Here is a 24,108-nt window from a genome sequence, read left to right on the forward strand (position 1 = left end):
GCAAGGATGCCCTGAATGAGCCAACGTTTCGCACCTGCGTTCACTCAAATGGCCTGGGCCTTGATGCTGGCCAGCCTGCCTGTCGGCCTGGCATTCGGCGCCTCGGACACCTGCAGCAACCTGGGTGCCCTGCCGGCAGTGGTCGAGGTCGGCGAAGGCTTGCAGCAAAACCTGCAGTCACCGGTGGCGATCACCCGGCTGGCCATTGGTGACCCCAAAATCGCCGACGTACACCTCAATGGTGACCGCGCGTTCCTGCTCACCGGCGTTGCCTCTGGCGCCACTAGCCTGATGGTCTGGACCCGTTGTTCCAGCGCCCCGCGCCAGAGCATGGTGTTCGTCAAGGGCAAGGCCAGCTCAAGCCTGACCAGCATGGCCCTGTCGCCCTCCGACGACCCGTCCCTGCCGAGCCAGGTGCAGACCGATATCCGCTTTGTGGAAGTCAGCCGCACCAAGCTCAAGGAGGCCAGTACCTCGATCTTTGGCGGCACGCGCAACTTCCTGTTCGGTAGCCCGCGCACCGCCGGGATGAGCCTGCCGCTGGATAACGAAAGTTTTAACATCGGCATTGGTGGTGGGCGTTTTTCGGCGGTGATCAATGCCCTGGAACGCAGCGGTTTTGCCTACACCCTGGCGCGTCCGAGCCTGGTCGCCATGAGCGGGCACAGTGCGACCTTTCTGGCCGGCGGCGAAGTGCCGATCCCGGTGCCCAGCGCCGGCAGCGACACGATCTCCATCGAGTACAAAGAGTTCGGTATCCGCCTGACGCTGACCCCGACCGTGATCGACCGCACGCGGATTTCCCTGAAGGTGGCGCCGGAAGTCAGCGAGCTGGATTACGCCAACGCCCTACAGGTAGAGGGCATCCAGGTGCCGGCCCTGACCGTGCGCCGCACCGACACCACGGTGTCCCTGGCCGATGGCGAAAGCTTTGTGATCAGCGGCCTGATCAGCAATAACAACCGCTCCACCATCAGCAAGTTTCCAGGCCTGGGCGATATCCCGATCCTCGGCGCGTTTTTCCGCGACAGCAACGTCAGCCGCGAGGAAAAAGAGCTGCTGATGATCGTCACCCCGCACTTGGTCCAGCCCCTGGCCGCCAACGCACGCCTGCCGTCCCTGCCCGGGGAAAAACTGCGCACCTACGACCCCAACTGGTATCGCCTGTACTTCCTGGAAAACGGCAACTTCGACCGACGCACAGGACTTTCCCAATGAGCGATAGCCTGAGCCAGACGTTCCTGGCAATCACCCGCAACACCACCGACCTGGAATGGCTGCAAGGCGCCCTGGCGCCCCTGGGCCAAGTGGTCAGTGCCGGTGGTGGCAGCCTTGATGAACTGTTGGCCCTGGTGGACGTGACCTTCGCCAACCTGGTGTTCGTGGGCCTGGACCGCGAGCATGTGGTGGCCCAGAGCGCCTTGATCGAAGGTGCCCTGGAAGCCAAGCCCATGCTGGCCATCGTCGCCCTGGGCGACGGCATGGACAATCAACTGGTGCTCAACGCAATGCGTGCCGGCGCGCGGGATTTTGTCGCCTACGGCTCACGCTCCAGCGAAGTCGCCGGCCTGGTGCGACGCCTGAGCAAGCGCCTGCCACCGGTGGCGCACAACGCACACCTGGGCGGCCTCACCGTGCTGTATGGCACCCAGGGCAATGCCGACGGCGCCCTGCTCGCCAGCCACCTGGCGATGGTGGTGCAAAAGAGTGGTCAACAGACCCTGCTGCTGGACCTGGGCCTGCCCCGTGGCGACAGCCTGGCGCTGCTGGGCCTGGAAAGTTCGTTCAACTTTGGCGATGCACTGCGCCACCTGCGCCGCCTGGACACCACCCTGATTAACAGCGCATTCACCGCCACCGAGGGTGGGCTGCGCATCCTCGCCTATACCGAAAGCGACGAGCCACTGGAAATGACCAGCGCCGCCGAGTTGTACATGCTGCTCAGCGCCCTGCGCCAGCACTTCCAGCACATCGTGGTGAACCTCACCGGCCAGCGCGACAGCGAAGCGTTGCGCACCTTCGTCAGCCATTGCGACAAGCTCTTGTGGTGCACCGACCAGAACGTCCTCGACTGCCGGCGCAACCTGGCGGTACTCAATCAGTGGCGGGAAAAAGGCATGAAGCTTGATCATGCCAAGCTGCTGGTGGACCGCTACCTCAAAGGTGCCGCGCCGGACACCGAGGCCCTGGAAAAGAGCTTCGGCCTGGAGGCCATCGCCGTGTTGCCCTTCAGCCCCGAGGTGCGCCTGAACGCCAAAAACCAGGGGCAAAGCTTATTCAGCCTTGCGCCCCGGGAGACCCTGACGCAAAGCCTCAAGACCCTCGGTGAACGCCTGGCCAAGCGCTCCGAAGGTCTGGAAAAACCCTCCACCCGCTGGTTCGATCGGCTGCTGGGGACTCCCAAATGAGCAGCGAAAAACTCTTCGGCGCACCCGCCCGCGGACTTAACAGTGCGGTGGATCACGACGGTCTGAAACTGGTGCTGCACCGCTACATCATCGACGCCATCGAAGAGTCAGGCAAAAACCTGCTGGAAGGCTCGCGCCAATCCCTGGCGCAATTTGTCATCGACAAGGTGTCGGAATACATCACGCGCATGCACCTGGCGATTTCGCGTTATGAGATGGAGCGCCTGGCCGAAGAAATCGTCGATGAACTGACTGGCTTCGGCCCGCTGGAAGTGCTGTTGCGCGACCCCTCGGTGACCGAGATCCTGGTCAACGGCCCGCACCGGGTATTTATCGAACGCGACGGCCTGTTGCATCAGAGCGACCTGCGTTTTATCGACGCCCATCATGTGGAGCGGGTCATGCAACGCATCCTCGCACCGCTAGGTCGGCGCCTGGATGAGTCATCGCCGATGGTCGATGCCCGGCTGCCCGATGGCAGCCGGGTCAACGCGATCATCCCGCCGATTGCCCTGGACGGCCCGTGCCTGTCGATTCGAAAGTTTCGCAAGGACATGCTCAAGAGCAGCGACCTGGTCGCGATGCAGACCATCGATCAGGCGATCTTCGAGTTCTTCCAGGAAGCGGTCGGCAAGCGCTGCAATATCCTGATCAGCGGCGGCACCGGCACCGGCAAGACCACCCTGCTCAATATCCTCAGCCAGTTGATCAACCCCCACGAACGCCTGGTGACCATCGAAGACGTCGCCGAACTGCAACTGGGCCACCCCCACGTGGTGCGCCTGGAAACCCGCCCGCCGAATGCCGAAGGGCATGGCGAGGTAAAGGCCAACGACCTGATCCGCAACGCCCTGCGGATGCGGCCGGACCGCATCATCCTCGGCGAGATCCGCGGCGTGGAAGTGCTGGATGTGATGACCGCGATGAACACCGGCCACGACGGTTCCATGAGTACCGTGCACGCCAACAACGCCCAGGACGCGCTGTTGCGCCTGGAAACCCTGGTGGGCCTGACCGGTCGCGTGGTCGCGGAGAAAACCCTGCGCCAGATGATCTGTGCGGCCCTGGATGTGGTGATCCAGTTGACCCGCATGCCCGATGGCCGGCGCTGCGTCAGTGAAGTGGTGGAGGTCGTGGGGGTGCGCGACGACGTGTATGTCACCAACACCCTGTTCCGCCATGACCGGCGCACTGGCTTTGGTTTCCTGCGCGAGGCGGTCAACCCGGCGGGTGACAAGCTGCGCCGCGAATCCGCCCTGCCGCTATAGGAGCGTCACCATGACCGGCGCCATCCTGATGTTCAGTTGCATGATCCTGATTGGCGTGTCGCTGCACCTGTTTGTCAGTGGCCTGCACCAGGCGGAAACCGACCGCGTCCTGGAACGACTTGCCGAAGGGCAGCCGCTGCTGGCCGAAGAGCGCGGGCGCTGGGTCGGTCTGGAGCGCATGTTCCAGCGCGCGGGCCTGGGCAAACCCACCGACAGCTTGGGCCTGTGGATGACCTGCTGGGTGTTGGGCGCGCTCCTCGGCTTTCTGGTGTGGAGCTGGGTCGGGTTGGCCGCCATGCTCGTGCTGCCGCCCCTGATCCTGCGGCTGTACATCGCCTGGCGCTATCGGCGGCGGGTGAAACGGATGATCGAACAACTGCCGCAAGTGCTCGACCATACCGTGCGCAGCCTGAAGTCCGGGCGTACCCTGGCCGACGCGTTGCTGGGGGCCATCGACAGTACCGAGGCGCCGTTGAAGCCTGCCATGGAGCGTATCCAGCGCAACGTGCAATTGGGGGTCAGCCTGCCCGAGGCCGCCAGTGATTTCGCCGAATTCTACGAGCAGGACGAGTTCCGCATGCTCGCCCTGGGACTCAAGGTCAACCACCGCTACGGCGGCAATGCCAGTGACTTGCTGGAGAACCTGATCAAGGTCATTCGCGAACGGGAACAAGGCGCCCGGCAGTTGCGCGCCATGACCGGCGAGACCCGCGTCACTGCCTTTGTGCTGGCCGGCATGCCGATTGCGATGGTGGGCTATTTCATGCTGATCAACCCCGGCTACCTGCTGACCATGTGGAACGACGACAGCGGCCGCTACATGCTGCTGGCCGCGCTGACCATGCAGGTGCTGGGCTGCCTGACGATGTGGCGCATGTTGCGGAGTATTTGAGATGGTTCTGCTGATCAGTGCCTTATTGTTTTTGGCCGCGCTCGCGCTGATCGTCGGCCAGTTGCTGAGCCAGCGCCGCCGCGAGCGCCTGGTCAACCAACGCCTGCAAGGCCAACTGGTGCGCGGTGACCGCTTCGGTACCCTGCTCAGCCAGTTTGGCAGCAGCCAGTTGGCCCAGCGCTCGGTGAGCATGGACAACGAAACCCAGATCCTGCTCAACCGTGTGGGCTGGCGCAAAGCCAACCAGCGCTCGATCTTCGCCGCCTGCCAGATTGGCGTGCCGCTGGTGCTGGCGGGCGTGATCCTGGTGGGCGAAGAACTGATCTTTCCCGACGCCGATTCTCCATGGATCGCGCCCCTGCTCGGCCTGGGCGTGGGCTACCTGCTCCCCAAGCGCATCCTCGCCAGTGCGGCCAAGGCCCGGCAACAGCAAATCTCCCGCGAGGTGTCGACCTTCATCCCGCTGCTGCGCATCTTGTTCGAGTCGGGCATGGCGGTTGAACAGTCCCTGCGCGTGTTGAGCGTTGAGGCGCAGCGCCTGCTGCCGGCGCTGACCCAGGAACTGCGGTTGATCCTGTCACGGGTCGACTCGGGCCTGGAGCTGGGCGAGGAACTGGGCAAGACCGCCCGGTTATTGGCCGTGGACGAGTTCACCGACACCTGCATCATTCTTCAACAACTGATCCAGCAGGGCGGCGGCGCCATGAAGTCGCTGCTGGCCCTCAAGCAACTGCTCGACGACCGCCGCTTGACCCGCTTGCAGGAATTCATCTCGAAGATGTCGGCCAAGATGTCGGTGGTGATGATGGTCTTCCTGTTTCCCGCTTTATTGATTGTGCTGGGGGGGCCGGCATTCATTGCGATCTCCCGGGCCCTGAGCAGTTTTTGAGGAGCGCTCGATGAAAGCACTGATTGCAGGCCTGAGCCTGCTGATGCTCGGCGGCTGTGCCAGCAACGGCCAGATGCCCTGGTCGGCGCTGATGACCCCGGGCAGTTGCGCCAAGCCCAGCGCCGAACAAGAGTTGTCGCTGAACCTGGCCGACGACATGGCCAAGGAAGGGAAGATGCACGCCAGCCTGGCCAACCTGCAAAGCCTGCCGGAGTCGTTGCCGCAAGTGCGCCAGCGCAAAGCCAAGGTCTACCGCCTGCTCGGACGCAGCGAAGCGCAACCGCTGTACCGCAGCCTGCTGGGCACCTGCATGGCCGCCGAAGGTGAACATGGCCTGGGGCAACTGGCGGCGGCCCAGGGCGATAACGTGCAAGCCCTGGCCCATATGCAACGGGCAGCGCAACTGGCGCCCACCGATGAAAAAATCCGCAACGACCTGGGGGTGGTCTACCTCAACCAACGGCGCCTGGAAGAGGCGCGCTTTGAATTCATGACGGCCATGGAGCTCAAGCAAAGCGATCAACTGGCGGCCGTCAACCTGGTGACCCTGTTGATCTATCAGGACAACTGGGGCCAGGCCGCACAACTGGCCAGCCAGGTGGGCCTGAGCCCCGAGCAGGTCACCGAGGCCCAGGCCCGGGCCGAGAAGCTCAAGGCCGCCGGCACGCCAGTCGCCAAGGCCAAGGGCCAGGGCCAGGTCGCGGCGACCAGTGATGCACCGCCCGCACTAATCAAGTAAGCGCTTGAAGGAGTCGATGATGAAATTCCATTACCTTGCCAGCCTGACGCTGCTGGTTTTGCCGCTGACCGCATTGGCCATCGAACCTGGGCCCTCGTCCAAGGCCCAGCAGGAGACGGAGAACTGGCTTGGGCTGCAAGTCAGCGGGCAAGCGGCCTCACCCACGGTGCAGAGGGCAACGCCCACCGAGCGCGAACTGGCGATGCAGCGTTGGCTGGAAAGCAAAAGGTACGCGATCCCCGAAAAGTTCGGCGAGGACAGCGCAAGCTCGGGCGGTAGCAAATAATCTAGGCGACCTCACGGCCACTGGAGAACCATGGGATGTACCCCACTCAAAATGTGGGAGCGGGCTTGCTCGCGAATGCGGCATGTCAGTCAGCATATCTGGCTCTGACGCACCGCATTCGCGAGCAAGCCCGCTCCCACATGGCTATATGCAAACCATCAGTGCGCCGTCACCCGCTGGCGCAATGCCGAGTTGCTCGGCGATAGCGCCAAAGCCAGTTGGGTGCGGTTATGCATATGGGTCAAGCGCAACACCTGGGACACGTACAGCTTGACCGTGTTCTCGGTGATACCCAGCTCACAGGCAATCTGGTAGTTGGTCTGGCCCTTGCCCACCAACCTGGCAACGTCCAGTTGACGGGGTGACAACTGATTGAAGATCGCCGGCACCTCCAGGCGCTCGGCCTCCTCGCTTGCCCCTTCGCCATCGGTTTGCGGCGCCGGGCCGCGACGGACCTTGTCCAGGTCCTGGTAAAAGTCGTCGATGGATTCAGAAAGGTATTGCAGCTTCTGGTTCAAGTTTCCCAGGTGCAGACTCTTGTGGCGCTCCTCCAGCACGGCCTCCTGGCGTTGCAACCCTTCGAGCAACTCGTTGAGGTTGATGGGCTTTTGGTAATAATCGGAGATCCCCACGCGCAACGCCTTGATCACGTCCTGCTTGTCGGCTCGGCCGGTCAACATGATGGCTTCGAAGGCACGCTGCTTGCCGGCGATTTTCTGCAGGGCCTGCACCAATTCAATACCGTCCATATCCGGCATATGCAGGTCACACAGCACCAGGCCGATCTGCGGGTCCTCATCGAAACGTTGCACGGCCTGCTGGCTGGAGCCGCAAGGGACACAGCGATAACCGCTGCTTTCAAGAAATTCGCAAAGCTCCTCCACGATCAGCGGCTGATCATCGACCACGAGCACTTTTACTGCAGATGTAAGCTTGTTCACGCGCTACTCCATGCCTGGCAAGCCAAAAATTGACCTATCCGTTCCGAAGAACCTTCCTACTCACTTGTATGAATAAACGTAGACGTACTTTCCGACTATGTACATAGCAATATAAAGCACCCGCGACTAGTGGAGCCCCAGCCAGGCCAGGGTGAACCCCACTAAAAGAAACGGCGCAAAGGGCAGCTTTTTTGACGGGTCCACTACCAGATAACCCAGGCGCGCCCTAACGCCTTGACTGGCAAGTGGTAACAGCCGCGGCCCGCACACCAGCCAAGCGACATTGGCCACGCCGGCACCTATCAGCGACCACAACAGGTAGGTCGAATTCGACGCCAGCGCCAACGCCGCAAGCAACTTCACATCACCGGCCCCCAGGCGCCCAAGGGCGTAGCCCGGCAGCGTCAACAGCAGCGCCAGGACAAATGCCCACACCCCTTCAGACCTGGACATGCCGAGCCAAGTGCTGCCGCTCCACAGCAGATAGAGCAGCGCCAGCAGCACTGCGCCCAGGGTCAGCCGATTGGCGATCTGCCGCTGACGAATATCCTGCACCGCACACAACATCAACCAGACAAACACCACGAGGCCTTGGATCACGTAAAAACCGTCCCTTTTTGCTGATTGATTCTATGCTGATATCAGGTAGTAGCAGTCAGGGTAGTCGCAGTGATGAAAACCAGCCTCCCTAGAAAGCAAAAAGGCGCCGTCGCCATCGAATTTGCGGCGGTGTTCGTGATCTTTTTTGCGGTGTTCTATGCCACGGTCAGCTACAGCCTGCCGCTGTTGCTGCTGCAGTCGTTCAACCAAGCCACGGCCGAAGCAGTGCGCCGCAGTGTGGCACTGGATCCCAGCACCCCCAACTACAATGCGGCGCTCATCTTGCGGGCGACCCAGACCGTGCAAAGCCAATTGCAGTGGATTCCCGCGACCTTCCAGTTCCAGACGGCCCATATCAATCCGACCTACACCGCAGGGGTGCTGACCGTCGAGATCAACTATCCCTCGGCCAACCTGAAGAACGTCCTGCCGTTTATTGTCCTGCCGGGCATTGGCACGGTCCCCAGGCTGCCAACCACCCTGCACGCCCAGTCGAGCCTGCAATTTTGAACTCCGGTGAAAAAATCTTCGGCAGGCTGCTCGGCCGCAGCAGCGCCCAGGCCCTGGAAACGCCCGCCAGCCCACCCGCTCCAGGCTTGCACCTACGCCTGGATCAGCAAGGTCATGTGCTGGACATCAGCCGTGCATTGCAACAACAACTGGCCCGTCACCTTGGCACCCAGCCTCAACTGCTCCTGCGTGACCTGCTCTGCCTGCCAGGCGCTTTAAGCATCGAAGGCACACCTGCCGACTGGCAGCGCCATAGCATGGACCTGGACTTTCAAGGCGCCGGCGACAGCATCTTGCACACCCGTGGCTGGATCGAGCCGGACGCCGATGGCTGGCTCCTGCGCCTGACGGATATCAGCGACCTGCTGACCGGCCGGCAATTGGCCCAGCAGCGCGAGCAGAACCATCAACTCGCCAGCCAGATGAGCGAGCAACTGCGGGTGTGCAGCCTGACGCGCCTGCCCCAGGTCTTCAGCGAGCACCTGCGCAGCCTCGCCCAGCGTTGGCGTATCCCTTGCGTGGCGATGACCCTGCTCGACCAACAGGACCAGGACTGGCTGGTCTATTGCAGCTACAACGCCCATGACGCGCCACAGCTTTGGGAACCGGGCCAACGCCTCGGCACCTGCCTGGACAGCCTCAACGGCAACACCCCACTGAGCCTGAAAACCCTCCAGGGCCGCAGCGAACACCCGCGCCTGCACAGCGTGTTTGGCAACGCCGAAGGCCTGCTGGTGCCATACCGCGATAGCCAGGGCGTCGCCGCCTGGTTGCTGTGCGGGTTCTACAGTGGCCACCCCGACGTCAGCGAACGTGACTGGCTCAACCTCGCCGCCGCCCTCGCCGCCCCTTTGCTCGGCCGCCTGCGCGAGCAGCGTCATCACCAGCAACTGGAGCGGGTGGAAGCCTTGCAAGGCCTGCTCGGCACTGGCTGGTGGGAACTGCTGGCCAGCGGTGAAGAGATCCTGCTGGCGCCGCAACTGATGCGCAGCCTGAGCCCGGAAGATGCACCGACCAAACAAGTGCTGAGCAACTGGCTGGAGTTGATTCACCCTGCCGACCGCCAGGAACTCAACAGCCGCCTGCAAGACCTGCAAACCCTGGGCAAACCGTTGCTGACCAGCGTGCGCCTACAGCGCACTGACGCCAAGCAGAACCCCATCTGGTACCGCGTACAAGGCCAGGTGCTGGGCGTTGGCGACCAGCGGCGCTGGATCGGTTTCATGCTCGACATCAGCGATATCAAGAACCAGCAACTGCAGGCCGCCGCCGCCCATGCACGCCTGGATAACCTGATCGCCAGCTCCCCGGCGGTGATCTACGTGCAGCGCTACGTCAACGGCGCGCTGCACCCGGCGTTCTTTAGCGACAGCCTGTTGCCGCTGCTCGGCTGGACCCTGGCCGAATGCACCCACGACACCTCCGTGGAATGGGTACACCCCGAAGACCGTGACCTGTACTTCGAACGCACCCGGCAATTACTGCGCGAAGGCAGCGTGCGCAGTCGCTACCGTGTGCGCGATCGCCAGGGCAATTACCACTGGCTGCTGGACGAAGCCAAGCTGCTGCGCGACGACCTCGGCTTACCGGTGGAAGCCGTCGGCCTGTGGCTGGACGTCACGGAAGCGACCCTGGCGGCGCAGCAAATCAAGGACAGCGAAGAGCGCTATCGCATCCTCGTCGAAGACTCGCCGGCCATGATCTGCCGCTACCGCCCGGACCTGACCCTGACCTTCGGCAACACGCCCCTGGCCAACTACCTGGAATGTACGCCGGCACAGTTACCGGGGATCAACCTGGGCGAATGGCTGTCGCCCGAGCAACGCAATGCCTTCGTAAAACGTATCGGCCAACTGAGCCCGGAATTCCCGGTCAGCACCGCCGAAATCAGCCTGCAACTGCCGGGGCGCGAACATGCGTGGTGGGTGTGGTCCGACCGGGGTGTCTTCGACGAGCACGGCCAGTTGCAGGAAATCCAGGCCGTGGGCCGCGACAACACCGAAGTGCGCCGCTCCCAGCAGCAACTGACCCAAAGCGCAAAAATGGCCACCCTCGGCGAAATGGCTACCGGCTTGGCCCATGAGATCAACCAACCGCTGAACGTGATGCGCATGGCCATCGCCAATGTGCTCAAGCGCCTGGGCAACGGCGACGTACAGATCGACTACCTGACCGAAAAACTCCAGCGTATCGACGCCCAAGTCCAGCGTGCGGCCAGGGTGGTGGACCATATGCGCGTATTCGGCCGCCGCTCGGAGGTCGAGCAACAGCCCTTCGACCCGGCCCAGGCGGTGGAAGGAACCCAGTCGCTGCTTGGCGAAGGCCTGCGCGGCAAGGGCGTGGACCTGCGCATCACCCCCATGGACTTCAGCGCGCAGGTCAACGGCCATGTGGACCAACTGGAACAGGTACTGATCAACCTGGTGGTCAACGCCCGCGATGCGCTGATGGCCCGGCAGGAAAAAAATCACGACTTCAAACCATGGATCGCGTTGTACAACGAACACGACAGCCGCCATGTGCGCCTCTTTGTCGAAGACAACGGCGGCGGAATCGATGCGCGGTTATTGGAGCGGATCTTCGAACCGTTCTTTACCACCAAGCCGATTGGCGTCGGCACCGGGCTGGGATTGTCGGTGAGCTACGGCATTGTGGAAAACATGGGCGGACGCCTGAGCGTCGCCAACAGTGAACATGGGGCGCGGTTCTGTGTGGAGTTGCCGGTGGTGGGTGGGGGTTAGATTACGAGGTAGGCGCGGCCCATATGGCAGGTAAGGTTGGCGCCGACTTCGGCATTGCCAAGGTTGATGCCCAAGGCAGCCAACAGCGTATTGACGATAGGGTCCAGCAGCGGAGACAAAAGCCCTTGAACGAGACCTACAAGGGTCGTGGTGATCGTTGCCATTAGCGTCGCGACACCCGCCAGTGCGCCATTCGGAACAGCTGGGGCAGGGGGCGGGGCATAGGTCACCTGAAGGCCATTCAACGTGTTACCCAAGCTGTTGACGATGTTGATACTGGAGATACTTTTATAGGTCGGCGGGAGGTTCATTTCTGCCACCGGTGAATAAAACAGGCTTTCTGTTCTCTGCCCCACGGCTGACTGAGCCATCAGCAAGAATCCGCCGCCGACATTGGGTTTACGTGCAGCGCAGCCGCCCAGCAGGGTGCAATGCTGAGTGCCAATATCAATCAGGCGTATCGGCTGGACATCCACCGGTGTCGATGAGGAGAACGCCTTGGTAGGGTCAATGTTGCCGACTGCCAGGGTGGCCAATGAACTGGTGGCCTGGGCGGTTAATGTCTTGGTTGCGGATGTTGCACAGGTGAAGTCAGTGACATGGCTTTCGCCACTGGCGGCCTCGATATAAACATCCAACTGACTGGCAATATCAACGCTGGTGTACTCACAGCTCAAGGCACATAACAGCCCATTCACGATAGCTGCCAGATCCAGATTCAAAAGCCCCTTCACCACTTTGGTCACCGGGTCAGTCAAGGCTGCCAGCCCCGATAGCACAGAGGAAACCGTCCGCAAAATCGGCGCATCCACCGAGATCAACGTGCGTACTTGTGCAGTGCGCACGGAAATCTGATTGGTCCCCGTAGCCAAGCCAGCCTTGGCCAGGGCCGGGTTGCCGATGGCGGAAAGCTGTGGCGGCTCCATGACTTTGGTTTTGACTGAGAAGGTGGCGATCAGCGGCACGCTCAACTGAAAGTCGGCCCTCACCAGACTATTGCCATTGGAAAGCTGGGCCACGCCCTGCAGCAATTGGAACAACTGCACATCCGTATTCAAGGCCGCTGTGGGCGTGCCCGTCGCGACATTTAACAGATCACCTAGCTTCAGCACTTTTGTATTGGGTGCGATTGCCTCGATGGCAAGCACGTTAGTGATCGTCGCAGCAACCGCCGAACCATTGGTTTGCAGAACCTTGACCGCCGCATCGATCAATTGGGTCGCCGAAACGGCGGTGTTGAGCAGCGTCGCGTAGTCACCCGCCGCCACGTTCGCTTGAATGGCCAACTGGTCCAGGTAACTAAGCAGGTTCACATTGGTATTGATCAAGCCCTGCCAACCCACGGCGGTCAGGGAAAGGCCACCACCGAGAAGACCACCGATGGTTTTGTTCAAGATGTCTGACTGAGCCGAATTGACCGTCAGCAGCGAACTGCGAATCGTCAACTGCGCCACCGGTGGCGCCAGCGCCGCCACCGCTGTCGCGGTCAATGTGGTATTGGGGTTGTACGTGCCACTGAACAGGCGCCACACCCCGTTGGCGATACCCGTGGTGACGGTGCGGCTCGCCACTACACGAATGGCATCGTTCTTGGTGGCATCGGCAGTAAAGACACGGGTGTTAAGAGCATTGGTCAACAACGTCCCACACGTCACCGCCAGTGCCCGGCTGCTGTCGTTGGCGACGACGGTGAAGCCATTGCGGGTGGCGTTCTGCTTGGCGTAATCGACGGCGGTGGTGCTGCCTGCACACTGCCCGCCGCGGTTGGCGGCTTCCAGGGCGGCGGTGTCGGCAACGGCCTGGAGCTTGCGTTTTTCCAGGTACAGGCGGCCGCTATCGACCACCAGCAATAGAAACACCAAGGCCAAGGCCAAGGTCCCGGCGAACACCAGACCGATTGCGCCACGTTGGCCAGAACGAAGTCGGGGAGACATCGAGCACTCCTTTGCCGGCAAACTGCCGAGCGCTTACTCTCCTGTAATGAAAAGCAGTGTAGACAAGGCTTGGAAGGTGCGCTGGCAAGTTGCCACTTGGGCGACTGACGGAACGCTCAATACCACCCCCACCCTTTGTGGCGAGCGGGCTTGCCCCGCGCTGGGCTGCGCAGCAGCCCCAAAACCAGGCGCCACGGAGAACCTGATACACCGCATTCGGCTCACTGGGGCTGCTTCGCAGCCCAGCGCGGGGCAAGCCCGCTCGCCACAGAAAGCCAGCGCCTGTTCGGACCGAGTCCGGCTTAGCGTGGCGGGTAGTTGGACAGCACCTTGGTCACCGTCGCCCGAATCGCCGCGCTGCGGTCTTGTGGGCTGGGCGAGTTGCTCATTATCTGTTCGTCGCTACCGCGCCACACCAGCTTGCCGTCCTTGCCGTCGAGCAGGTCGATCTGGAGGGTGGCGACCTTATAGGTGATGTTGCGGGTTTCGTTGTACATCGGCGCGCCCCAATAGCCATTCCACGGGCCACCCCAGGCGCCGCCGTAGTTGGTGGTGACTTGTTGCTGGCGGTCTTCGACGATCAGGTAGGCCTGCACATTCAGGTCCGCCTTGGTCCCGGCAGCGGCAGGGCGCAGGCCACGCTGGTCGAGTTGGTCAGCCACTGCCTGGCGGATGCGCTGTTCGGTGAGGTCGCTCTTGATTCGCGGATCGTCAGGGCGGTACTGCAACGCCGGGTCTTTCCAAGCCCAACTACGGTAGCCGGCAAAGTCGCGGCTGGCGTCAAAGTCGTGGTTGACCTGATTGGTCTGGCAACCGCCCAGCAGCACAGCAAAAGCGAGCAAAGCGATACGACGCAACATGGTAGCTCTCCAAAGGGCAAACCGATCCTGAGATGAGAATAACTGTTAGCTAGGAGGATACGCCGTCATCGCCTTTTGCACAGCCTGGCGCAAGGCATCGCCGCGTTCACTCAGGCTGCCCTGGCTGCCCGTTTCGGCGCTGGCGCTCCATACCGGCTGGCCCGTGCGGGCGTCGAACAGATTGACGCGCACCACCACGACCTGCACTTCATAGGTGCGCACAATCGGCACCGAGTTGTACATGCCGTAGCCGTTGCCATAGCGATTGTAGCCACCGTAGCCATAGCCATAATCGTCCTGCACCTGGCGCAGGCGCTTCTCCAGATGCACATCGGCGCTGACCAGCAAGTCTGGCGCACGCTGGTCATGCACTGGGCGCAGGCCGCGTTGGTCGAGGGCGCCACTGACGGCTTCGGCGATCTGCGCAGGATCTGCCCAGGCCGAGCCCGCCGGCAATTGGCCGTTGCGCCAGGCCCAGTTGCGGTAGGCGCCATAGTCGCGCACCGGCGCCGGGTAAGCGCTGGCATCAAAGGTATTGGCCGCCTGGGCAGGTGCCGGCGGCATGGGCTTGGAAGCCGCAACATAAGGGTTGTGGCTGGAGCAGGCACCCAGCCCCAGGCACAGCAGGATCAATGCACAACGCTTCATTTCGATCTCCGCAGACTGGGCCGCTTAAACCGGACGGCAGATCCAGTGCAAATAACGCCCAAGTCCGGCAAAGCTTGGGTGACGACGGTGAGCGAGCTCCATCTCCAACAAGTCCTGCAAGTCGGCGCGGGCCTGGAATTCCACCGGCATGTAGTCGTGGAATACCCGTACCCCGCTCTGGCTTTCGACCTGCCACAGGCCTTCAAGTTGCGCCGCCAGTTCACGCGGGTCCAGGGGCTGTTGCGGGGTCAGGCTCTGTTTTTCGCCGGCCATGTCGTTCTTGCGCATCTTGCGAAAGTGGCCCTTGAGCAAGTTGCGATAAATCAGCGCATCGCGGTTATAGAACGCCAGGGACAACCAGCCGCCCGGCGCCGTCAATTGGTGCAGCACCGGCAGGATCGCGTGGGGCTCGGCCAGCCATTCCAGCACGGCGTGGCACAGCACCAGGTCGTAGGGCTCGGTGAGCTGACCCAACAGGTCCTGCCACGGCGCCTGGATGAAGGTTGCAGTTTGCCCCGCCTCAGCGAAACGCTGGCGGGCGCCTTCGAGCATCGGCTCGGCGGGTTCGGCCAAGGTCACGTGGTGCCCGCGCTCGGCCAGCCACAACGACATATGGCCAAGGCCTGCGCCGATATCCAGCACGCGCAAGGGGCGATCCGGCAAAGCCTCGATCAAGTCGGCCTGCAACACGGCCAGGCGAATCGCGCCCTTGGCACCGCCGTAGATCTTCTCCGCAAAGCGCGTCGCCAACTGGTCGAAATGACGATCACTCATGGGCGAACCGCCGTTCGTTGTCGGCCAGCTTGGCGCTGACCACTTGATCCATATCCAGGCCCAGTTCACCGCACAACAGCAGCAGATAGAGCACGATGTCCCCCACTTCCTGGCCGGCATGGGCGAGTTTGTCGGCGGGCAACTGACGGGACTGGTCTTCGCTCAGCCACTGGAAGATTTCCACCAGTTCAGCCATCTCGACACTGGCGGCCATGGCCAGGTTTTTCGGGCTGTGGAACTGTTTCCAGTCGTTGTTATCGCGGATGCGATGCATGCGTTCGGTAAGGTGTTCGAGATTCATGGGGTGCTCCTGAAGGGGTATAGCTTCGGGCTCAAGGGCGGGGATGGCAAATAAATTTGCGGCGCGCTCAAGGCCGCCATCGCTGGCAAGCCAGCGCCTACATTTGACGGCGTGCACAAATCAAACTGTGGGAGCTGGCTTGCCTGCGATAGCGCTCTAATCAACCACGCTGAACTCAACCCTGGCCGTCTGCCCCGCCTCATCGAGCACACTCAGTTGATAGCGGCCCAACTGCTCCAGGCTGGCATTGATGCTGTCCTGGTTGGCACTGTCGCCCAGGGGTGCGCCATTGAGGAACCACCAGCGCCGCCCGCTGCCGCCCAACGCCGACAGCTTCAAGCGCAACTGTTGCTGGCTGCCCGCCGGCAATCGCAGTTGATCCCCCTCACGCACGCCCACCACCGATAACGGCGAAGACGCCGCCAGCGCCGGTGGCGGGCAATCCGGGTCTGGCGCGGGGATGCGTGCGTCACGCCGCTCAATCCTCGGCAACCACGGCTCCAGCGGTGCAGGCCACAAGGCGATGTCCCGCGATACCGCGCCCGGGCAATTGGCGGCCACGCGCAAGCCCTTGGCGTTGACCCATACGGTTTCCATCAAGCCGACACCCAAGGGCTGATCCAGAGCCTGCAATGTCGGCGGCGTGGTGTTGTCCAGCGTCCAGGCAAAGCGCTGGCGCCGGCAATTGGGGTCGCTGCGGCCCATGGGCTGGCCCAGCGGCCAACAGATCGCCGCCACGCCGACATTCATCGGCACGGGTTTGACGGGCGCGGTAATGCCGCGCTGGCTGTCGCGGTTGGTCAGCACGTCGTGTACTTGCAGCATCAACGGCGCCGCCGAGGCCAGGCCAAACTGGCCGGGCACCGGGGTGCCGTCCGGGCGGCCGATCCATACGCCGATCAAATAGCGCGGCCCGACCCCGATGGCCCAGGCATCGCGAAAGCCGTAGCTGGTGCCGGTCTTCCAGGCCAGCACCGGGCGCTGTACCAACTCGGCCCGGGGATCACGATCCGGCCGTGCCTGGCCACTGAGGATGCGTCGCACAATCCACGCCGAGCCCGGCGACAACAGCGGGCGCTCCTTGAGTACATCCCCCGGCTGCAAACGGATAGCGGCGCTCTTGCCGTCACGGGCCAACGCGCTGTAGCCACCGACCAAGTCCTCCAGACGGCTACCAGCACCGCCCAGGATCAATGCCAGGTTCGGCTCGGCCAGCGCCGGCAGCGCCAGGGGCATGCCGGCGATGCGCATTTCCCCGGCAAAACGCTTGGGCCCGTAGGCTTCCAGCAGTTGCACCGCCGGCAGATTCAGCGAGCTGGAGAGCGCCGTACTGGCCGGCACCGCGCCGGTAAAGCCCATGGAGAAATTACCCGGCCGGTAGTCGCCATAGCGCCGTGGCACATCCTGCAACAGCGATTCGGAGTGAATCAGCCCAGCGTCCAGGGCCATGCCATACAGGAAGGGTTTGAGGGTCGAACCCGGCGAGCGCAGGGCGCTGATCATATCCACATGGCCAAAGCGCCGTGCATCGTTGATGTCCACTGAGCCCAGGTAGGCGCGCACGGCCATGCTTTCTTCCTCGACCACGAGGATGGCGGCTGAGGTGTGCTCCGGCAGGCGTGCGCGCCAGCCCAGCAGTAGGTCTTCTAGACGGCGTTGCAGGGTGGCGTCGACAGTGGTGCGAATCAGCGGCGGGCTGTCGGGGCGGTTCAGGCGCCGCGCCAACAACGGTGCCAGACTGGGCTCCAGGCGCGGCGCCAGTAACAACGGTTCCTCCAGGGCCTCGTCGACCGCCGATTGCGGCCAGACCTGGAACTCGGCCAGGCGCCGCAGCACTTTGTCCCGCGCCTCTTGGGCACGTTGCGGGTGGCGATCCGGACGCAGACGGCTCGGTGCCTGGGGCAGCACCGCGAGCAAGGCCGCTTCGGCATGGGTCAAGTGCTGTGGAGACTTGCCCAGATACGCCCAACTGGCTGCCGCCACACCCTGCAAGGTGCCGCCGAAGGGCGCGCGATTGAGGTACAGGTTGAGGATCTGGTCCTTGGACAGGTGCCACTCCAATTGCGCCGTGCGCCACAACTGGCGCAACTTGCCCGACAAGGTGCGCGAATGGGGGTCGAGCAGACGTGCCACTTGCATCGACAAGGTGCTGCCGCCGGACACTACCCGCGCACCGCTCAGGTTCTGCCAGGTCGCCCGCACCAGGGCCAACGGGTTGACGCCGGGGTGTTGGTAGAACCAACGGTCTTCGTAGGTCAACAGCGCATCGAGGTAATACGGCGAGACTTCATCGGTGGCCACCGGGTAACGCCAAACGCCATTGGCATCGGCAAAGCGCCACAAGGGCGTGCCGTCTTCAGCCAGCACCACACGGGCCAGGTCGTCCTTGGGCAGCGGCAGGGGCCAGAGGCGGTCCGCCAGCCACAGCAGGGCTATCACCACCAGCAGGCTACCCAGGGTAACGCGTGCAACTATTCGCAAATTCAAACGGGCAAACCTCTATGCTTCAAGGGAACTCGCCCAAGGGATTGGCGACCAAAGGCTCAGGTCCGGCAGATACGCCCACCCTTTCATCAGGAAACTCATATGCAGGTAGAAAGCTTTTTCGAATGGCTGGGCCAGGCGCTCGGTTCGGTCATCCGCTTTATCGTCGACGGGCTCAGCGGCCTGTTCGGCGCCCTGACCAATGCAGGCGGCAATTTTATCGATGGTTTGTCGCGCACCCTGGGCATGGACACCTCGATCATCAGCATCATCACCCTGATCATTGGCCTGATGCTGCTGTACTCGGCAGTCCGGGCGTTTATGCGGGCCTCGATCATCATGGGGATTATCTGGTTGATGCTGGGGTTGTGGCTGCTCAGTTGGGTTGTGCATTAAATACACCCCCTGTGGGAGCGGGCTTGGTGGGAGCGGGCTTGCTCGCGAAGGCGGTGTATCAGTCAAGTATTCATCAACTGATCCACCGCTTTCGCGAGCAAGCCCGCTCCCACACAAGCCCGCTCCCACATTAAAGATTAAGCCCACTCCCACAGCTGGGGCGCTTAACGCCCCTTGATCACCATATCCACCGGGGTTTCCCCCACTGCCTGCCAGTTCGGCCGGTACATCGACTCCACTTGCGGCGGCGGTACGCGATAGGTCCCAGGCGTGACCGCACGAGCCAGGTACAGCAGGTGCGTGGTGCCATAGCCGTCTAGGTTCAGCGCGGCAACATAACGATCATCGCGATATTCCTGATGCTTGATCGACGCGTTCTGCATCGATTCACGCCACTCCTTGACCTGACTGCTGGCGTTTTCCAGGCTGGCGGCGCTCTGCCCAAGGTTCTGGTTCTCCAGCTCCAGGCCCGCCGGCAACAGGTCCACCACCAGTGCATCCGGCACCCGTTGCTTGTTGGCGCTGACCGCAATGTGTACCAGCACCAGGTCGCCACTGCGCAGGTTTTGCAGGTTCAGCGGCTGGCCATTCATCCCCAGGTACTCGCGACGGATGCTCAGGTTTTCACCCCCTGCCGCTGGCGCCTGCTGTGGATAACCGGAGATGCTCAGTTGTTGGTAAATCGGCTCACTGCCTTGATTGCGCAGGATCAGCGGTGATGCCAGCAGCGGCCCTTCCAGCTTCAGGCCGGACTGGCCGTTGTTCAGCTCGCGGGTTTCGCCGCCACTAGTGAACTGCGCAGTCCAGTTGGTTTCCGGCTTGCCCAGCAGGCCACGACCGGCGAGGAACAGCGAGTTGCGCTCCTGGGTCGACAGCCATGGGCTGGCCGCCATTTGGTCCGAAAGCTCGAACAGGCGCTCTTCACGCTTGCCCTTGGCCAAGTCGTTTTCTTCCAGCAAGGCCAGGATCATCGCCTGGTCACGCAGCGGGCTGCCGTAGTCGGCCAGCCATTCATTGGCCTTGCGGCGCACCGCCAGACCGGCCAGCAATGCCTGGTCGGCACGCGGCTGGTCGCCCATCTTCTGCAAGGCAATCGCCAACTGCACCAATGGCAGGCCGGAACGCGCATCGCTGCGGCGCTCGAACAAGCTGCGCAATGCCCCCAAAGGAGCCTGCTGACTGCGCGCCAGCACCAGCCCGGCATAGGCCTGCACGGCGAAGCGCGTGTGGTCGGCGTTATCGCTGTAGTCGACTTCAATCAGGTTGCGCTCCTGCACATACCGCAGCAGGCGTTCGCTGGCCTTTTTCAGCGCCTCAGGCGGTACGGCAAACCCCTGATCGCGGGCGCGCAGCAGGAAGTCGGTGACGTACGCCGTCAGCCAGTACTCTTCCTCGCCATCGGCGCCCCACAAACCAAAGCTGCCGTTGTAGCGCTGCATGCCGAGCAAGCGCTCGATACCCAGTTCGATCTTGCGTTTGCGCTCGGCATCCGGCTCGCCGGTCAAACCCAGGCGCGTCAAAACGGCAGCATCGGCATACAGCGACGGATACAGGCCGCTAGCGGTTTGCTCCAGGCAGCCATATGGGTAGGCCTTGAGCGCACGAATCTGCTCGCCCAGGTTCAACGGCGGACGGCTCGACAGGCTCAACAGCGCCTCACGCCCGGCCGGTTCAAACAGTGCCAGTTCGCTGTCCGGCAGGCTCCAGGCTTCGTCCTTGAGCACCGCGCGGTACTGCTTGAGCAGCGCCGGATAAGCCGGACGCACGCCCAGTGTCCATTCACGGGTAAACGCCGGCAGGTTCTCGCCGGGCAGGTCCAGGCCATTGACCGTGACCTTGATCTTGCCCTGGCCAAAGCCGCCCAGCGCACGCACCGGAATCTGCAAGGTGGTGCGCTGGCCCTGGGTCAGTTGCACGCTTTGCGAAGGCTCGCCCAACAGGGTCAGTTGACCCTCGGCGGTCAGTTGCACATCGAGCTTCTGTGCCTTGCCCGACAGGTTGGACAGGTCCAGCGCCAGGCGCGTCTGGTCGCCGCCAGCGAGGAAGCGCGGGGCCGACAGCTCGGCAATCAAGGGCGCGGCGATGACGGTCTTGGCTTCGGCCATGCCGTAGCGGTCATCGCTCCAGGCCTGGGCCATCAGGCGCAATTCGCCGTTGAAGTCGGGGATATTGACGCTGACTTCGCCCTCGCCTTTGTCGTTCAAGGTCACCGGTGCGCTTTGCAGGGCAACGATTGTGACGCTGGTGTCCGGGCGCTTGCCGCCCTTGGCCAGCGCCGCGTCACCACCAAAGGCCAGGCTGGCCAGGCGGCCCTGGCCGGCTTCGATCAACTGCCCGTAGATATCGAACTGGTCCACGCCATATGCCTTGCGGCCAAACAGACTGGAGTACGGATCCGGGGTCGGGTATTCGGTGATATTGAGGATGCCCACGTCCACCGCTGCCACCAGCACATGCACCTGTTTCGGCACGCTGCCATCGGCATTTTTTGCCGCGACCTTGACCGTCAGTGGCTGTTTGGGGCGCATTTTTTCCGGTGCCGTCAGGGTCAGGCCCAGTTTGCGCTGGGTGCGATCCAGCGGCAGGTGCAGCAAGCCCACGGCGCGTTTGGGGGTGATGTTGGCCTTGCGCTCGCCGGGACGGATCACCAGCGCACTTACATACAGGTCATGGCGCGACCATTTCGGGTCGAGCTTCACCGCAAAGCTCTTGCCTTCGGCCGGCACGTCGATCTCTTGCCACCACAGCGGGCCTTCGCTGGACTCCACCAACAGGTAGCCTTTACCGGCGGCCGGTGGGGTGACGGTGACGTTGGCCGTATCGCCATCGCCATACGCCGGCTTGTCCAGCGCCAGCTTGACCTGGTCGGGGCGCACGGCGCCGCCTTCGGTGTTGTCCTGGGCCTGGTAGCCGGCCCAGAAACGTTTGCTGCTGATCAGGCCGGTCTGCGGGTCTTCGACTTCGACGCGGTACGGGCCCCACTCCACCTGGAAGCTGACCTTGGCCGTGTCGCCCGCCTTGATGTTGACGGTCTGTTCATCGAGGTTGAGGAATTTCTCGTTGTAGTGATAGCTCCAGCCGTCGTTGTCCGAGTAGTTCCAGTAGTAGTCGCGGCGCTCACGGATCAGGCGGACCTTGAGGTTGTCGACGGCAAGTTTCTGGCCGTCCTGGTTGGCCAGCAGCACTTCGAACTCGGCCGGGCCATCGCCATCGGTTTCCTTGCCATCGAACAGGCCACGCAGGCCGGGCAGTTGCTCGGCCGGCCATACCGGCTGCACCAGGCGCCGGGTGATCGGGCGCCCGCCCGATTCTTGCAGGCTGGCCTGGACGATCAGTTGCAACGGTGACTTGGCCTCACTCCATTTGCTTTCCAGGGTGAGTTTTTCCTCGCCCTTGGCGTCGAGCACGCTTTCATCGAGTTCAAAATCCTGGCTCAGCTCTTCTTCGGTTACCGAACCAAACTCATAACCGGGCAGCGACTTGATCGCCTCACGCAACGGGCGCACATACACTTGCCCGCTCAGGCGATTGCCCGCCGCCGGGGCGCCGTAGAGGTAGCGACCGTTGACCTCGATGACGGCGTTGTCTGCCGGGCTCAACGGCGTGTCACTGCCCTTGAGTTCCAGGGCCAGACGCTCAGGCAGGAAGTCTTCGACGAGAAATTCATACAGCTGCGGCTTGCCGTCACCCAGGTCAAACACCAGTTGCCAGCGCCCGGTCGGCGCTTCGCCGGCCAGTTGCAGTTGGTATTGATAGAGGCCCGAAGCATCGGCATCCCACACGAACTTGCGGCTGACCTGTTCATCCGGGCGGCGTACTTCGACACTCACCGGTTGCGGCTTGACGGCATTGCCGTCCTTGTCGCGCAGCAGCGCATTGAGCAGCACGGTTTCGCCAGGGCGGTACAGATCGCGCGGGCCGAATACGAAGAATTGCAGCGGGTGGGCCGGCTGGCCGCCGATATCGAACTCGGCCAGGTCCAGGGCCGCGCTGTCCAGGCGCAGCAGGCTGGTTTGCTCACCCTGCTTGGCCAGCAGCACCTGGGCCTTTTTCGGCAGCGGCAACTCGGCGTGGCCGCCCTTCTCCGTCTTGCCTTGGCCCAGCACGCGGCCTTCGGCATCGAGGATTTCCAACTCGACGCCATCCAGCGCCTTGCCGCCTTCCAGTGCCTGGGTAAATACATCCAGGCGGTTGGCGTAACGGTGCACCGACAGGCCGATATCACTGAGGGTGAACAGCGTGGCCGGTTGCGAATAGTTGTAGGTGCCCGAGGCACGCATCACCGCCAGGTACACGCCCGGCTGTTGCAGTTGCTTGAGGCCGGCGATGGGCAGCAGCAGGGTTTCGCGGGTGTTGCGCGCAGGATTGAGGTCGAAACGGCCACCGTACACCAGGTCGGCCATGGGCAGCAGTTCGCGGGATTCATAGCTTTGCAGGCTGGTATTGCGACCCCATTGGGCGAGGAAGGCCGGCAGCGATTCGGGTTTGATGCGGAAGAATTCGACGTCGATCTTGTCGACATTCAGTGCGATCACCGGCAAACCTTCGGCCAAGCGAGTCGGCAACAACGTGCCACGGCTGGCGAAGCCGACGGTGGCTTGCAGGTCGCGGGTTTCCAGGCGGCTGACGTACTCGGCGGCGAGCTTGGCGTCATTGACCCCGCGCACCCCTGCATCCACGGTCAACACCAGTTTGCGCTGGGGCTCCAGGTGGCGCAGGCGCAGCTCCATCAGGTTGTCGGAAAGCTCCCAGGCACCGTCGACCTTGCCGGACTTGCTGTCCACCAGGTGCAGCTTGTCGGCGAACTTCTGGTCCGGGTCCAGCGGGATCGAAAAACTCACCGACAAGGTGCTGGCACCATCGAGTTGCACCTCGGACACGTCCACCACGCTTAACTCACGGCCGGCATAACGCTGCTTGAGTGCCGCCACGTCTACCGCGGCCTTGGCCTGCTTAGGCGCAGTCACCGCCGCCGCTGGAGCCGTAGGTGCAGCCGGTTTGTCGGAAGAATCGCAGGCGCTCAGCAGGGCCAGCGCGCAGGCCAGGAACAATCCTTTGTTAAGCATGGGGCACTCGTTGTGAGGGTGTCTGAGGGGTGAACTATATATCAGCGCCAGCCAAGTGGCTGCGGCACTGGTCACATTGACCGACGGAGGGAGGTTTGGTTCTGTGTGCAACCTAAAGGCAACGCTGGATCAAATGCAGGAGCTGGCTTGCCTGCGATGGCCATAGGTATCTACACAACTTTCAGAAACTGACGAACTCTCCTGTGGCGAGCGGGCTTGTCGGAACGCCGCATCGCCCGCGCTGGGCTGCGAAGCAGCCCCAAAACCAGCCGCTGCGGTGTATCTGGTACAACGCATTCGGCTTATTGGGGCTGCTTCGCAGCCCAGCGCGGGGCAAGCCCGCTCGCCACAACTGCGCTATCTGCCTGGGT

General features: G+C 62.7%; 19 protein-coding genes. 10 read left to right on the top strand and 9 right to left on the bottom strand.

Annotated elements, in window-relative coordinates; translation table 11 throughout:
- The first annotated feature begins 15 nt into the window (after nucleotides 1-15).
- From HBO09_RS26780 to HBO09_RS26810, 7 genes are read left to right on the top strand one after another with little or no spacing between them, the layout of a single operon-like run.
- Entirely contained in the window at nucleotides 16-1,218 is a 1,203-nt protein-coding gene (locus HBO09_RS26780; RefSeq protein WP_169999273.1) for a type II and III secretion system protein family protein, read from the top strand.
- Nucleotides 1,215-2,408, top strand: coding sequence for a pilus assembly protein (locus tag HBO09_RS26785; RefSeq protein WP_169999274.1), 1,194 nt, complete (start codon nucleotides 1,215-1,217; stop codon nucleotides 2,406-2,408). Before HBO09_RS26780 ends, HBO09_RS26785 begins: the two co-directional genes overlap by 4 nt.
- Nucleotides 2,405-3,676 carry a CpaF family protein gene (locus tag HBO09_RS26790; protein WP_169999275.1) on the top strand — a complete coding sequence of 424 codons (1,272 nt, stop codon included), beginning with the start codon at nucleotides 2,405-2,407 and terminating at the stop codon, nucleotides 3,674-3,676. The genes HBO09_RS26785 and HBO09_RS26790 overlap by 4 nt, the downstream gene beginning before the upstream one ends.
- A 10-nt stretch (nucleotides 3,677-3,686) precedes the next feature.
- On the top strand, nucleotides 3,687-4,568 hold the full coding sequence (locus HBO09_RS26795) for a type II secretion system F family protein (RefSeq protein WP_169999276.1): 882 nt from the start codon (nucleotides 3,687-3,689) through the stop codon (nucleotides 4,566-4,568).
- Nucleotide 4,569: 1 nt separating this feature from the next.
- Nucleotides 4,570-5,457, top strand: a complete 888-nt coding sequence (locus HBO09_RS26800) for a type II secretion system F family protein (protein WP_169999277.1) — start codon at nucleotides 4,570-4,572, stop codon at nucleotides 5,455-5,457.
- A gap of 10 nt (nucleotides 5,458-5,467) precedes the next feature.
- The gene (locus tag HBO09_RS26805; protein ID WP_169999278.1) at nucleotides 5,468-6,196 is read left to right on the top strand and encodes a tetratricopeptide repeat protein; all 729 of its coding nucleotides are present in this window, start codon (nucleotides 5,468-5,470) and stop codon (nucleotides 6,194-6,196) included.
- Nucleotides 6,197-6,215: 19 nt separating this feature from the next.
- A complete protein-coding gene (locus HBO09_RS26810) occupies nucleotides 6,216-6,482 on the top strand; it encodes a DUF3613 domain-containing protein (protein WP_169999279.1) in 267 nt (88 codons plus the stop codon).
- A 158-nt stretch (nucleotides 6,483-6,640) separates the two neighbouring features.
- On the opposite strand, the gene HBO09_RS26815 is transcribed toward HBO09_RS26810, so the two are convergent.
- Both HBO09_RS26815 and HBO09_RS26820 read right to left on the bottom strand, forming a co-directional pair.
- Nucleotides 6,641-7,423, bottom strand: a complete 783-nt coding sequence (locus HBO09_RS26815; RefSeq protein ID WP_169999280.1) for a response regulator transcription factor — start codon at nucleotides 7,421-7,423, stop codon at nucleotides 6,641-6,643.
- A gap of 126 nt (nucleotides 7,424-7,549) precedes the next feature.
- Nucleotides 7,550-8,023 carry a prepilin peptidase gene (locus HBO09_RS26820; protein ID WP_169999281.1) on the bottom strand — a complete coding sequence of 158 codons (474 nt, stop codon included), beginning with the start codon at nucleotides 8,021-8,023 and terminating at the stop codon, nucleotides 7,550-7,552.
- Between the two features lie 72 nt (nucleotides 8,024-8,095).
- On the opposite strand from HBO09_RS26820, the gene HBO09_RS26825 reads away from it, so the two are divergent.
- Complete coding sequence (locus HBO09_RS26825) at nucleotides 8,096-8,533, top strand: TadE/TadG family type IV pilus assembly protein (protein WP_169999282.1); 438 nt, start codon at nucleotides 8,096-8,098, stop codon at nucleotides 8,531-8,533.
- Nucleotides 8,530-11,274, top strand: a complete 2,745-nt coding sequence (locus HBO09_RS26830) for a PAS domain-containing sensor histidine kinase (protein WP_169999283.1) — start codon at nucleotides 8,530-8,532, stop codon at nucleotides 11,272-11,274. The genes HBO09_RS26825 and HBO09_RS26830 overlap by 4 nt, the downstream gene beginning before the upstream one ends.
- Here the strand turns inward: HBO09_RS26830 and HBO09_RS26835 are convergent.
- The 6 genes from HBO09_RS26835 to pbpC form a co-directional block, all read right to left on the bottom strand.
- Complete coding sequence (locus HBO09_RS26835) at nucleotides 11,271-13,208, bottom strand: pilus assembly protein TadG-related protein (protein ID WP_169999290.1); 1,938 nt, start codon at nucleotides 13,206-13,208, stop codon at nucleotides 11,271-11,273. The two genes, HBO09_RS26830 and HBO09_RS26835, sit on opposite strands and share 4 nt — an antisense overlap.
- A 302-nt stretch (nucleotides 13,209-13,510) precedes the next feature.
- Complete coding sequence (locus HBO09_RS26840) at nucleotides 13,511-14,068, bottom strand: DUF4136 domain-containing protein (RefSeq protein ID WP_169999284.1); 558 nt, start codon at nucleotides 14,066-14,068, stop codon at nucleotides 13,511-13,513.
- Between the two features lie 45 nt (nucleotides 14,069-14,113).
- Complete coding sequence (locus tag HBO09_RS26845) at nucleotides 14,114-14,716, bottom strand: DUF4136 domain-containing protein (protein ID WP_169999285.1); 603 nt, start codon at nucleotides 14,714-14,716, stop codon at nucleotides 14,114-14,116.
- A gap of 24 nt (nucleotides 14,717-14,740) precedes the next feature.
- A complete protein-coding gene (locus tag HBO09_RS26850) occupies nucleotides 14,741-15,490 on the bottom strand; it encodes a methyltransferase (protein ID WP_169999286.1) in 750 nt (249 codons plus the stop codon).
- Entirely contained in the window at nucleotides 15,483-15,791 is a 309-nt protein-coding gene (locus HBO09_RS26855) for a MazG-like family protein (protein WP_169999287.1), read from the bottom strand. Before HBO09_RS26855 ends, HBO09_RS26850 begins: the two co-directional genes overlap by 8 nt.
- A gap of 156 nt (nucleotides 15,792-15,947) precedes the next feature.
- Nucleotides 15,948-18,278, bottom strand: a complete 2,331-nt coding sequence (gene pbpC / locus HBO09_RS26860) for a peptidoglycan glycosyltransferase PbpC (protein ID WP_169999288.1) — start codon at nucleotides 18,276-18,278, stop codon at nucleotides 15,948-15,950.
- A 99-nt stretch (nucleotides 18,279-18,377) separates the two neighbouring features.
- On the opposite strand from pbpC, the gene HBO09_RS26865 reads away from it, so the two are divergent.
- The gene (locus HBO09_RS26865; protein WP_057437585.1) at nucleotides 18,378-18,671 is read left to right on the top strand and encodes a hypothetical protein; all 294 of its coding nucleotides are present in this window, start codon (nucleotides 18,378-18,380) and stop codon (nucleotides 18,669-18,671) included.
- Nucleotides 18,672-18,835: 164 nt separating this feature from the next.
- Here the strand turns inward: HBO09_RS26865 and HBO09_RS26870 are convergent, their stop codons facing one another.
- On the bottom strand, nucleotides 18,836-23,737 hold the full coding sequence (locus HBO09_RS26870) for an alpha-2-macroglobulin (protein ID WP_169999289.1): 4,902 nt from the start codon (nucleotides 23,735-23,737) through the stop codon (nucleotides 18,836-18,838).
- Between the last annotated feature and the right edge of the window lie 371 nt (nucleotides 23,738-24,108).

The organism is Pseudomonas sp. WS 5027 (assembly GCF_012985695.1).
Lineage (GTDB): Bacteria > Pseudomonadota > Gammaproteobacteria > Pseudomonadales > Pseudomonadaceae > Aquipseudomonas > Aquipseudomonas hygromyciniae.